Here is a 12,446-nt window from a genome sequence, read left to right on the forward strand (position 1 = left end):
ATTATTGATGATTCGATTCTCTTCTGTTTTCTAAAAAAAGACAAGCAGATCTAACATGACGGATACTGGAAAATACTATAGAATTGCCTTTGGACTTGCCATATTTACCATTGTTTATAACGTTCTGGAAGGCCTTATTTCCACCTATCTTGGATTTGAGGATGAAAGTTTGGCCCTGTTCGGGTTTGGCTCGGATAGTTTCATTGAGGTCATATCAGGGCTCGGGATTGCCCACATGATCATTCGCATCCAAAAACGTCCCAACAGCAATAGGGACAACTTTGAACGCACTGCACTAAAGATTACCGGTTTTGCTTTTTATGCCCTGGTTCTGGCTCTTGTAGTGACCAGTATTTACAACATTTGGACAGGACACAAACCTTTGACCACATTTTGGGGAGTGGTCATTTCCCTAATTTCCATTCTGGTGATGTGGGCGTTGGTCATCGGAAAAAGAAGAGTGGGCCACAAACTGGACTCTGCACCTATTTTGGCCGATGCCAACTGCACCTTGGTCTGCGTGTACATGTCCATAATATTACTGGTAAGCAGTGGAATCTATGAACTTTGGGGAATTGGATATATTGATAGCTTGGGAACCCTGGGCCTTTCCTATTTTGCCTTCAACGAAGGGAAGGAGTGTTTTGAAAAGGCCAATAGTGACAAATATTGCGGCTGTGAGTAAGAACAAAAGCACTTTTGCTACCATTACAAATAGATAATACCACAGAAATGAATCCACTTGACCAAAAAATAGAAGAGCACTACCACAAAGAAGGCCTGTTTGAAGAAATTTTGGCCCGTCTTAAAAATCAAAATATTGATTTAGCCCATGTAAACCGTAGTGATATTTCCAGTGTGGACGAATTTCATGTAAGGGGTGCTGCGGTTTCCAAAGAGTTGGCCACGATGATTGATATTGATGGCAAAACGGTTCTTGATTTGGGAAGTGGTCTTGGCGGGCCGTGCAGGATGCTCGCAGATGAATTTAATTGCACAGCAACCGGAATCGAACTAAGCCCAGAGTTTGTGCGAACGGCCAATGCGCTTTCAAAATTGGTGGGATTGGAGGACAAAACCTTTTTCATCCAAGGAAATGCTACCCGACTTCCTTTTGAAGATAATTCATTTGATGTGGTCTGGACGCAACATGTGCAAATGAACATTCCCGACAAAAGTAAATTCTATGGCGAGGCCTACAGAGTTCTCAAACCCGGAGGACATTTTTTGTATTACGATATCTTCAGAAAAGATGATGGAGCCATTCAATATCCCATGCCATGGGCCGCACGAGAAAGTTTAAGTTTTCTCATCAAGAATGGTGAAATGGCCCAGATTGTTGAAGATTTGGGTTTACAACCCATCTCCAAAACTGATCAGACCCAAGCTGGAATAGAGTTCTTCACTTCGCTTTTGAAAAAAATCAATGAATACGGTCCTCCAAAAATTGGGCTGAACCTTATTATGGGTGATTCCACGGTTTCAAAACTCACCAACTTATTGGACCACTTACAAAAGGGGTTACTAATGTTGGAAAGCGGTGTTTACCAGAAATAACTTCTACTTGGCCACATTCACGGAACGGGTCTCCCTGATCACGGTCACCTTTACCTGACCGGGATAGGTCATGTCCGTTTGTATTTTTTGTGAAATCTCAAAGGAAAGTTCTGCGGCCTTGTCGTCGCTTACTTTTTCACTTTCCACAATCACACGAAGCTCCCTACCAGCCTGAATGGCATAGGCCTTTTGCACTCCGTTGAACCCAAAAGCGATGTCTTCCAAATCCTTCAATCTTTGGATATAGGAGTCCAAAACCTGTCTTCTTGCCCCAGGGCGTGCACCGCTGATGGCATCACATACCTGAACAATCGGAGAGATCAATGTGGTCATTTCCACTTCATCGTGGTGGGCACCAATGGCATTGCAAACTTCTTTGTTCTCACCATATTTTTGGGCCCATTGCATTCCCAAAATAGCATGGGGGGTTTCTACCTCCACTTCGGCCATGGGAACTTTACCAATATCATGCAGCAATCCGGCTCGTTTGGCGAGTTTTGGATTAAGCCCCAACTCGGCAGCCATTACCCCACAGAGTTTGGCCACTTCCCTAGAGTGTTGCAACAGGTTTTGTCCATAAGAAGAACGATATTTCATTCGCCCCACGGCTTTGATCAATTCAGGATGCAATCCATGGATACCCAAATCGATTACGGTACGCTTCCCAATTTCAGCAATCTCCTCATTGATTTGCTTTTCGGTCTTCTTAACGATTTCCTCGATACGGGCGGGGTGGATTCGTCCATCAGTGACCAATCGGTGCAACGACAATCGGGCAACCTCTCTTCGTACCGAATCAAAGCACGAAAGAATAATGGCCTCCGGGGTATCGTCCACAATGATTTCAACTCCAGTAGCAGATTCCAAGGCACGTATATTTCGTCCTTCACGACCAATGATACGGCCTTTTACATCATCAGATTCCAAATTGAACACAGATACACAATTCTCAACGGCCTCTTCTGTTCCTATACGTTGGATGGTATTGATCACAATTTTACGGGCTTCTTGTTGGGCGGTAAGCTTTGCTTCTTCCAAAGTACTCTGCATATAGGCCATGGCATCGGATTTTGCCGTTTCCTTTAAAGATTCCAACAACTGGCTCTTGGCATCTTCAGCAGAAAGTCCAGAAATGACTTCCAACTGCTGTACTTGGCTCTTGTGCAGCTTTTCCACTTCGGATTGTTTTTTGTCAAGGATTTCACTCTTATGGTCCATTTCCCTGATCTGCTGCTCCAATTGTTCGTTCAGTTTTTTGTTCTTGGCCAGTTCACTGCTTACTTGGGATTCTTTGTCTCTGGTTCGTTTTTCGGCCTCTCCTATTTTTTTATCCTTGCTGTTGATGACCTTTTCATGTTCCGCTTTCAATTCCAGGAATTTTTCCTTGGCCTGGAATATCTTGTCTTTTTTGATGCTCTCCCCTTCTTTCTCCGCTTCCCTTATAATGTCCGCTGCTTCTTTCTTGGCATTTGCAATGGTCTTCGTTGCTTTTCCCTTCTCCATCATCTTGGCAATTGCAAATCCTATCGCCAATCCAACAACAGCCGCTACGGCAACTAATATGATATTATCCATGTTGAATTATGTTTAGTTAAAAAAAAAGCCCACATTGATGGAAGTTTTGTACAAACTCCTAATTACAGGTTTAGGGCTAACAAGCTGCTCAAGGATCCCTATACAGGTAGGGCCTGCTTTTACAACCTAAACTCACCCTTTCTAATTGTTATAGTGTTGAGTTTGTCAAAAATTAATTACCAATGTGGGCAGTAACAATATTTTATTTAAAAGAACTTATTCCCCGAGTTTGGAATGCACCAAGTCGTTCAATGCCTTGAGACGTTCAAACGCTGCTTCGGTACTTTCCGTGCGGTCTATTCCACTTTGCTCTATTTTTGAGGCGAACTGAAGGGCACACATGGCCAAAACGTCCTGTTTGTCCCTTACCGCATAGTTTTGCTCAAATTTTTTGGCCAGATTCTCAATGTTCTTGGCCGCTTTGCGCAATCCTTCTTCCTGTTTGGGGTCTATCGTTAACGGATAAACCCTATCAGCTATGGAAAGCTTTATTTTGAGCTTCTCGTCCATAATTTCAGTTCAAACTAATCTGCAAGTTTGGCTATGCAAATATCCAATTCGCGGATCAATGTATTTATTTTGAGCTTAGCTTCTGTTTTACTAGTATTACCACCCAGCATTGAGCTTGCCATTTTTAAGGAATTGTACTTTTCTTCCCATTCCAAAATGGCGTTCTGTTGAATTTGGTTCTCCTCTTTTGCGAGGCTCAATTCTTCTTTTAACTTGGCGTTGGCCTGATGCATCAGTTCCATCTTGTGCAACAGTTTGCTAACCTTGTTCTCCAAAGAATCAACAATCTCAACTAGTTCGCCCATAATTGCAAACGTCAATGCGTATTATACAAAGTTAACCATCCTTGGATAACCTCGCAATAGTTTTTGGATATATTCTTAAAGTATTGGTTTAAGTTTTACAAGGCATTATAAATCGCTTTTTACAAATAAAAACATTGGTTACTTTCGTAAGCAATAACAGAAAATAATATGCGCCTCACTATTTTTGGAGTTCTTGTATTAACGACCTTGGTACTTTCTGCGCAAGAAAAATACCCTAAAGGTGTTTTTCAACCCCCATTGGAAATTCCTTTGGTACTTGCAGGTACATTTGGCGAGCTCCGCTCCAACCATTTCCATTCTGGGATGGACATCAAGACCCAACAAAGGGAAGGACTTCCTGTTTTTGCCATTGCCGATGGAACTGTAACCCGAATCAAAATCTCGCATTGGGGTTATGGAAAGGCACTTTATGTGGCGCATCCCAATGGCTACACTTCCGTATATGCCCACCTCAGAAAATTTGGCCCGGAAATAGAGGAATACATCAAAAAAATACAATACGCCAAGCAGTCTTATGAGGTAGAGGCTTTCCCCGATTATGGCGAACTAAAAGTCGCCAAAGGCAGCGTAATTGCATATTCCGGAAATACAGGCGGCTCCGCCGGACCCCACCTTCATTTTGAAATTCGTAGCAGCGTAACCGAAAAACCCACCAATCCCCTCCTCTATGGCTATGATGTAAGGGATGCAACCAATCCTACCCTACTCGGACTCTATGGATATCCATTATCCGATGACGCCTTGATAAACCAGAGTGCCAAAAAAATACAGCTCAATTATACCCGACAAGCGGACGGTTCTTTTTTGGCCGATAAGGTGACCGCTATTGGTACCATTGGATTTGGCATCGACAGTTTTGACCGTTTGGACATGGCCGCCAACAAAAATGGCGTATATGCCGTTAAGCAGACCGTCAATGGCAGGGTGTATTCAGAATTTGATTTTGAAACGTTTTCCTTTGGGGAGACCCGCTACATCAACACCTTGATCGATTATGAGCATTTTGGGAAGTTCAGGCAGCGTATCCAAAAATGTTTCAAAGAACCTTACAACCACTTAGGGATATACAAAACCCTTTACAGTGATGGAAAAATTGATGTGGAAGAAGGCCTGTCCTATACGGTTGAAATCCTTATCTCCGATATTCAGGGCAATGAAACCAAATTGGTCATTCCCGTGGAGGGAAAAAGGGAAATCCCAAAAATCACAAAAGACGAAAAAATCACCGAAAATTTTATCATTGCCAGCAAGCCCAACAATTTTGACCTGGGTGTTGCCAAGGTCTACTTTCCAGCCAATACCTTTTATGAAGATTTTTACATCAACCTAAAAAAGGGCAGGGATACGGTCACCATACACGACAACAGCGTGGCAGCACACCGAAACTTTACGATCAGTTTTGACCCATCCCAATACCCGCTTTCCGAAAGAAGACAATTGTTCATAGCAAGATTGGATGAGGATTTGAGGCCTTCCTATGCCACAACCTACAAACGGGACGGCTCTTTCACCACCCGAACACGGGATTTGGGGACTTACACCCTTGCCCGTGACAGTGTTGCCCCCACCATTTCCCCAAAAAACTTTAAAGAAAAGCAATGGCTCAGCAATTATAGCTATCTGAGCTTGGAAATAACCGATGATCTAAGTGGAATTGATACCTACAGGGCTACCTTGAACGGAAAATGGATCCTGATGGAGTATGAGCCAAAGACCAATACCATTACCTATGATTTTGATGATAATATCGTGGATGATACACAATGCGAACTCGAAGTTATCGTTACGGATAATGTAGGTAACAGCAGTACGTTTACCAGTACCTTTTTCAGAAAATAACATATTGACCCATTCAAAGCCCATAATTGTATTCCTTTTAATGCTTTGGGCCACCGTTCTCCAAGGTCAGACTGCCACAGTACTGGGAACGGTATTGGATGAAGACAGCCAACCCATTTCCAATGTAAACATCGCTGCCGGGAATTTGGGCACGGTTTCCGATGAAAACGGGAATTACGTCCTTGAACTGGTGGCAGATACGCCCAACACCATTACTTTTTCCCATATTGGCCATGGGAATGTGGTCTTGCAAAATCTCATTCTGAACACAAACGAAACCTTCGAGTTCAATCCGGTGATGAAAACGGATGCCATTCAAATTGCCGGTGTCGATGTTTCTGCCACTGGAAGAAAAAGTGTTGAAGGGATTACCACGATTCCCCCCGAAATAGCCCGGAAGATACCCGGGGCCAATGCCGGAGTGGAAAACATATTAAAGTTGTTGCCCGGCGTATCCTTTAACAATGAACTGAGTACGCAGTACAATGTTCGTGGTGGTAATTTTGATGAAAATCTGGTGTATGTCAACGGCATTGAGGTGTATCGGTCTTTTCTGATTCGTTCTGCACAACAGGAAGGGCTGAGCTTTGTGAACAGCGACTTGATCTCTGGTCTTGAATTTTCTCCGGGCGGGTTCCAGGCCAAGTATGGCGACAAATTATCCTCGGTTTTGGACATCACCTATAAAACTCCTACCTCATTCGAACTACGCGCCGACGGCAGTTTGCTGGGTGCCAGTGGAAGTTTGGAGACCATATCCAAAAACAAGAAGTTCACCACTATTTCTGGGGTTCGCTATAGGAATAATGGCCTGTTTTTGAACAGCCTTCAGACCCAAGGCAATTTCAATCCTAGGTTTTTGGATATTCAAAGCCACCTCACGTATCGGTTTTCCGAGAAGTTCCATCTTAATTTTTTACGGACATTTTCCATCAACGACTATAAAAATGACCCCCTGACCAGACAGACCAACTTTGGCACATTAAATGACCCAAGAGCCTTGCTGGTCTATTACCAAGGAAGGGAGAGAAATAAATACACCAATACATTGGGAGCGTTAAAGGCCGATATTTTTCCCAATGACCACACCAAATTGGAATTCACCACATCTACTTACCATACCCAAGAACAGGAATTCTCCGATATCATAGCGTCTTATGAACTGGGCGATGTGGACACCAATCTTGGCAGTGAAACCTTGGGGGAAGTGACCAACCCAAGAGAAATTGGCTCCCAATTCAACCGGGCCAGAAACCAATTGGATGCTTTAATCTTTACTATTTCGCACCGAGGGAAGCTTTCCAAAAATGGGAAAATCTTGGAATGGGGGGTAAAATTCACCCATGAGGACATCAACGATCGGTTTAGGGAGTCTGAGTTTATCGATTCCGCAGGATATATCATTCGTCCACCCAATTCCGAATTGGTGAACAATCAACCCGAGGAACCCTTTACTGGCGATATCATCCCTTATGAAAGTGTCCAAGCCATCAATGATGTACAAACAAACCGATTGTCCGGCTTTGTGCAATACGCAAGGCATACCCAATGGGGTGAACATGATATTTATTTTAACTTGGGTGTTAGAACCCACCATTGGGTTTTAAAAGGAGATGGTTTCAATACAAATGCCCAAACCCTTTTCAGCCCAAGGGGAAAATTCTCCATCAAACCCAATTGGGAAAAGGATATGTTGTTCCGCTTGGCCATTGGAAGTTACCAGCAACCCCCTTTTTATAGGGAGCTGAGGGATAGCAACGGAAATGTCAATCCCAACGTGGAGGCTCAAAAGTCCATTCATTATGTGTTGGGCAGCGAATATAGTTTTACCTTGTGGAACAGGCCTTTTACGCTCATCAGTGAGGCGTATTACAAAGATTTAACGAATGTCAACCCCTATACCGTTGAAGATGTGCGCATACGGTATGCTGCCCAGAACAATGCCGTTGCATACGCTTTTGGTTTTGATTTTAGGCTTACCGGTGCCTTTGTTCCGGGTACGCAATCATGGGTGAGTCTGGGGTATCTTCAAACAGAGGAAAATTGGGATGACCGTGGCTACATTTCAAGGCCTACCGATCAGCGTCTAAAGTTTGCGGTATTGTTCCAAGATTATGTGCCGAGTATCCCCAATGTAAAACTCTATCTTAACCTTGTTTACAATACCGGTGTCCCTGGTGGAAGTCCCAATTATGCCGATCCCTATAATTTTCAGAATAGATTAAGAGATTATAGAAGGGCGGATATGGGAATTTCCTATATTTTTGCAGACGAAAAAAATAAACATCCGCAAGGGCATTGGCTGCACAAGTTCAAGGAGTTCAGTGTTGGTTTTGAAATTTTCAATATGTTCAACAACCAAAATTCCATTACCAATACCTGGGTCAGGGATGTGGACACCCAAAGGCAGTTTGCTGTGCCGAACTATTTGACAAGTCGTATTCTGAATCTAAAATTTGGGGTGCGTTTTTAATATTTACCAATGAAAAAAATCGTTTCCATAATTGTGTTCTTGGCCGTCACCATGGCATCGGCACAGAAAAACATTTATGAGAACAGAAAGTTCGATGAGCTTACGGAAGAGCACGAAGTGCTGGCCATAATGCCCTTTATTGCCTATCTGGAACTGAAAGAGGTTGTGGACCGTGATGAACTGAAGGTGTTGGCCGAACGGGAAGGATATGCCGTGCAAAATGCATTGGAAACCTATTTTTCCAAGCGAAAGCAACGCAAAAAGTTCAATGTGGACTTTCAGAACATCAACAATACCAATGCCCTTCTGGCCCAAAATGGTATTGATTACGACAACATCGATATCCATACTACACAAGAGTTGTGCAAAATTCTTGATGTGGACGGAATCATCAGTGGAAACCTCAACCTGAACATTCTACTTTCCGAAGGTGTGCCCACAGACTTCAACCTTCTGGATTATTTTAGCGGGGATGCCAATTATGGGCGCATCGGGGTGAAAATAAGCGATGGGGAATCTGGAAAATTGCTCTGGAAATACGAAAATGAAATCTCCAAAAAAACCGGAAAGAACACCACCGAACTCATCGACAAGATGATGAAGGCTGCGTCCCGTAAATTTCCATACGACAAAGAAAAGAAACGAAAGAACAAAGACTGATCAATCAACTCTCTGCAAATTCCTTGAGCACCTGAACGGTATAGTCCAATTCTTCCTTGGTGTTGTACTTGGAAAATGAAAAGCGTAGAGAAGGCTTTTCCAATTCCGCTCCTGAAAGAATCTCCGTAAGCACATGCGAGCCCAAATTGCTCCCGGACTGGCAGGCACTTCCTTTGGAACAGGCAATGCCTTTCATATCCAAATGAAACAGGAGCATCAACCCTTTTTGTTTGTCAAACGGAAGTCTAACATTCACCAAGGTATAGGTACTTTTTTCCAAATCCCCTGACAGGCCATTGAAAATTGCATCCGGGATTTCCTGTTTCACCCTATCGATAAAATACTGTTTCAGCTCTTTTACCGTTTGGGTCTCTTCATCCAAATGCTCATAGGCCTTTACAAAAGCCTCTTCCAAGCCCACTATATTATGGAAGGATTCAGTGCCTGCCCTATGGCCTCGTTCCTGTGCCCCGCCGAAAATCAGGGGCTTCAATCCGGAGTTTTTACGGATAAAGGCAAAGCCAATGCCCTTTGGCCCATGGAATTTATGCGCCGCTGCGGTCATAAAATCAACAGGGACGGCTTGTACATCCCAAGGGTAATGTCCAATGGATTGCACTGTATCGGAATGGAAAAGCGCTCCATGTTCCCGGCACAGCTCTCCAATGGCCTTTATGTCGCTAATATTTCCAATTTCATTGTTTACGTGCATTAAGCTCGCCAACTTTTTGGAATCATCTTGGGTCAGTAAAGTTTCCAAGTGGTCCAATTTGGGATTACCGTTTTCATCCAAATCCACAAATTTGAGGGAAATGCCATATTCCTTTTCCAATTCTTCCGCGGTATGGAGCACGGCATGGTGTTCTATTTTGGATGTGATCAATGTCTGCACTCCCAAATCACGGACCGCACAGCGTAAAATCATATTATCCGCCTCAGTTCCACCGGAGGTGAAGATAATTTCCGAAGGTTGTGCATTCAAGGTTTTGGCAATGGTTTTCCGAGCTTTTTCAACAGCGGTCTTTGCCGATCTACCAAAGCTGTGGGTAGACGATGGGTTTCCGTAGTACACGGCCAAGGCCTCTTGCATTTTTGCAATGACCTCATCCCTTACCTGGGTTGTCGCCGCATTATCCAAATACACTTTTTGCATGGGCTGCAGTAGTTTTTTAAGCCCTCAAAAATACGGGAAATAAAGTTAATTTCTTTTAAAGTATTCCCTAGGATTGGGCTATTAAAATGGAATTGCTTTAAATTTGGCGCATGGGAAAATATTTCTTTTTGACCCTCTGCGCAGGGATGCTCCTTTCTTGTAGTGATGGTGACCTACAAATTGAGACTATAGATTTTGACAGTGTTGCCATTCAATATTGTACTGCACCCATTAGGAACGCTAAAAACATCATGTTCAAAATAAATGAGGATGAGGCCTTGATTTTGGAGCTTAGAAGTGGTGTGCTGAACAATGGCGTTGTTGGGGAGACTATAACTACTGAAAGTGCCGTTCCCGGTCAATCCCAAATTACCTACCGTATCTTTTCTGACGGTGTCACCAAAAATTATTTTTGCGATGACATCCCTACAACCGAACCTGCGGTTGTAGAGGAAATTGAAGCCCAAGACGGTACCGTTATTGTTGAAACAACGGCCAACGAAGACAATACAGAGTTTGTGCACACCATTCGCTTGAGCGGTATTTCTTTTGTCACTGATACCGATGAACGGATTACCGACCTTACCATCAGTGAATTTGGGGAGGTGACCACAGCCATCCCCGAATAACAACCCTAGCCATTCTGAAAAATATAGACTTCCGTGGCCCCCAAACCGTATTTTTGATATTCCGCATCGTAATACTTGAGGTTGTCATACTTTTTGAAGAGGTAGTACAGTTCTTCCTTGAGGATTCCCTCCCCTACTCCGTGGATAAAAACCACTTTTTGGATACGCTTACTGATTGCAAAATCCAACTGTCGTTTGGCGGTTTCCAACTGAAGGTTGAGGATATCAAAATTACTGAGCCCCTTACTTGATTTCACCAATTGGTGAATATGGAGGTCCACTTCCATTTTGGGAGCATTCCGCTCTTTGGGTTTGGTACTTGTAGACCGCCTTTTTTTGGGTTGTTCCTTTTCTTTCTTGACCTGGGCAATTTCAAAATTGGAGACTTTTATACCTTTTTCAACCTTAACCAATTCCTTCAAGGGGTATTTCAGCGGAAAACCTTCAGGGGTCATTACGGTGGCCGTGTCACCATCGATGGATTCCACCCGTCCTGAAATGGGCTCATCCAGCACTTCGACCTTATCTCCAATAGCAATCCTGGCCATACTTCAATCTTTGTTAAAAAAATCCCGGAAAGTTAATCCCATAAGCAAAAATAATAGTATTTTTCTTGACCGTTACAGTGATGATGCACCTACAACCAACCATTTTTTTAGTCAATTTGGAGGACTATATGCTACCCTGTCTCAACAAGAAATTGTTTGGATTGGACTGTCCTGGCTGTGGTATGCAACGCTCGGTACATTTACTTTTACAAGGTGAATTTTTGGACGCTTTTAAGATGTTCCCCGCCATTTATCCCCTTATGCTATTATTGGCCTTTTTGGTCTCAACCCTTTTTATAAAATTCAAATTTGCAGACCAAATAAAGTTAATACTCATGCTTACCACGGCGGGAGCCATATTGGTGAGTTACCTTATAAAAATGAACATCCTTTTTAACTAAAAAATAAATTATGGAACAACAAAAACTCCCTAATGCAACGCTGATTCTAATCTTTGGTATCGTTTCCATCGTAACCTGCTGTTGCTATGGTATTCTTGGGCTCATATTTGGTATAATCGCTTTGGTTTTGGCCAACAAAGCCCTAAAACTTTATGCAGCCAATCCAGAAATGTATGAAGGTGTACAAAATGTAAAGACCGGTAGAATATTGGCCATTATAGGAATAGTGCTAAACATCTTGTTTATAGCCTACATTGTTTGGATCTATTCTACATTTGGGTGGGATACCATGCAAGACCCGGATGCTCTTCGTGAAGCAATCGAAGATTTATTTGGGCAGTAATTGATTCGTACCCAAGCAAATCATTTTCTTTAAAGTCCATTCTCTGGTTGGAGTGGCAAAATGGTATGGCATTTGAGAAAACAAAATGATTTTTTAAACAACACCAATAAATACTAAAACCAATGGAAAACAACCAAAACATGCCGCCAAAGCCAAACAATTATATGGTTTTGGCCATTTTAAGCACCATTTTCTGCTGTATTGCAACAGGAATAGCCAGTATCATTTATGCCTCCAAGGTAAATGAACACTATGCAAGGGGAGAATACGCAGAAGCACAAAGTGCATCAAAAAACGCCAAGATGTGGGCTCTTATCGGCTTAGGTGCAGCAGCACTGATATGGATTGTATATTTTGCCATCTTTGGCTTGGCAATTTTTGGAAGTTTGGCCAATGCGGGGAACTATTAAAAAACCAATAGTACTTTTAGGT

Annotated in this window: 14 protein-coding genes and 1 other RNA gene; 9 read left to right on the top strand and 6 right to left on the bottom strand. The window is 42.9% G+C overall.

Going from position 1 to position 12,446, the window contains the following annotated elements; genetic code table 11:
- The first annotated feature begins 55 nt into the window (after window positions 1-55).
- Complete coding sequence (locus A7D14_RS09545) at window positions 56-685, top strand: cation transporter (protein WP_067033408.1); 630 nt, start codon at window positions 56-58, stop codon at window positions 683-685.
- 47 nt (window positions 686-732) lie between these two features.
- Window positions 733-1,557: a class I SAM-dependent methyltransferase gene (locus A7D14_RS09550; RefSeq protein ID WP_067033411.1), complete on the top strand. Its 825-nt coding sequence runs from the start codon at window positions 733-735 to the stop codon at window positions 1,555-1,557.
- A 3-nt stretch (window positions 1,558-1,560) separates the two neighbouring features.
- Here A7D14_RS09550 and rny read toward each other — a convergent pair whose 3' ends face one another.
- From rny to A7D14_RS09570, 4 genes are all read right to left on the bottom strand, one after another.
- Entirely contained in the window at window positions 1,561-3,132 is a 1,572-nt protein-coding gene (gene rny, locus A7D14_RS09555) for a ribonuclease Y (protein ID WP_067033414.1), read from the bottom strand.
- Between the two features lie 52 nt (window positions 3,133-3,184).
- A non-coding RNA gene (gene ssrS, locus A7D14_RS09560) (6S RNA) lies at window positions 3,185-3,294 on the bottom strand.
- 54 nt (window positions 3,295-3,348) lie between these two features.
- Window positions 3,349-3,642 (bottom strand): cell division protein ZapA, encoded by a 294-nt coding sequence (locus A7D14_RS09565; RefSeq protein WP_067033424.1) that lies wholly within the window; start codon window positions 3,640-3,642, stop codon window positions 3,349-3,351.
- Between the two features lie 14 nt (window positions 3,643-3,656).
- Window positions 3,657-3,947: a hypothetical protein gene (locus A7D14_RS09570; protein ID WP_067033427.1), complete on the bottom strand. Its 291-nt coding sequence runs from the start codon at window positions 3,945-3,947 to the stop codon at window positions 3,657-3,659.
- A 168-nt stretch (window positions 3,948-4,115) separates the two neighbouring features.
- On the opposite strand from A7D14_RS09570, the gene A7D14_RS09575 reads away from it, so the two are divergent.
- The 3 genes from A7D14_RS09575 to A7D14_RS09585 are packed head-to-tail and all read left to right on the top strand — an operon-like array spanning window position 4,116 to window position 8,940.
- Window positions 4,116-5,807, top strand: coding sequence for a M23 family metallopeptidase (locus A7D14_RS09575; protein ID WP_067033430.1), 1,692 nt, complete (start codon window positions 4,116-4,118; stop codon window positions 5,805-5,807).
- Between the two features lie 40 nt (window positions 5,808-5,847).
- On the top strand, window positions 5,848-8,280 hold the full coding sequence (locus tag A7D14_RS09580; protein ID WP_067033433.1) for a carboxypeptidase-like regulatory domain-containing protein: 2,433 nt from the start codon (window positions 5,848-5,850) through the stop codon (window positions 8,278-8,280).
- Window positions 8,281-8,289: 9 nt separating this feature from the next.
- Complete coding sequence (locus tag A7D14_RS09585) at window positions 8,290-8,940, top strand: hypothetical protein (RefSeq protein ID WP_067033436.1); 651 nt, start codon at window positions 8,290-8,292, stop codon at window positions 8,938-8,940.
- Between the two features lie 4 nt (window positions 8,941-8,944).
- Here A7D14_RS09585 and A7D14_RS09590 read toward each other — a convergent pair whose 3' ends face one another.
- Window positions 8,945-10,093, bottom strand: coding sequence for a cysteine desulfurase family protein (locus A7D14_RS09590; protein WP_067033439.1), 1,149 nt, complete (start codon window positions 10,091-10,093; stop codon window positions 8,945-8,947).
- A 110-nt stretch (window positions 10,094-10,203) separates the two neighbouring features.
- On the opposite strand from A7D14_RS09590, the gene A7D14_RS09595 reads away from it, so the two are divergent.
- A complete protein-coding gene (locus tag A7D14_RS09595; protein ID WP_067033442.1) occupies window positions 10,204-10,722 on the top strand; it encodes a hypothetical protein in 519 nt (172 codons plus the stop codon).
- Window positions 10,723-10,727: 5 nt separating this feature from the next.
- On the opposite strand, the gene A7D14_RS09600 is transcribed toward A7D14_RS09595, so the two are convergent.
- On the bottom strand, window positions 10,728-11,270 hold the full coding sequence (locus A7D14_RS09600) for a Smr/MutS family protein (protein ID WP_067033446.1): 543 nt from the start codon (window positions 11,268-11,270) through the stop codon (window positions 10,728-10,730).
- A 65-nt stretch (window positions 11,271-11,335) separates the two neighbouring features.
- On the opposite strand from A7D14_RS09600, the gene A7D14_RS09605 reads away from it, so the two are divergent.
- From A7D14_RS09605 to A7D14_RS09615, 3 genes are all read left to right on the top strand, one after another.
- The gene (locus A7D14_RS09605) at window positions 11,336-11,671 is read left to right on the top strand and encodes a DUF2752 domain-containing protein (RefSeq protein WP_313790840.1); all 336 of its coding nucleotides are present in this window, start codon (window positions 11,336-11,338) and stop codon (window positions 11,669-11,671) included.
- A 10-nt stretch (window positions 11,672-11,681) separates the two neighbouring features.
- A complete protein-coding gene (locus A7D14_RS09610; RefSeq protein ID WP_067033455.1) occupies window positions 11,682-12,014 on the top strand; it encodes a CCC motif membrane protein in 333 nt (110 codons plus the stop codon).
- Between the two features lie 122 nt (window positions 12,015-12,136).
- The gene (locus A7D14_RS09615; protein ID WP_067033459.1) at window positions 12,137-12,424 is read left to right on the top strand and encodes a CD225/dispanin family protein; all 288 of its coding nucleotides are present in this window, start codon (window positions 12,137-12,139) and stop codon (window positions 12,422-12,424) included.
- Window positions 12,425-12,446: the final 22 nt, after the last annotated feature.

The organism is Allomuricauda sp. CP2A, from assembly GCF_001683915.1.
Classification (GTDB): Bacteria; Bacteroidota; Bacteroidia; order Flavobacteriales; family Flavobacteriaceae; genus Flagellimonas.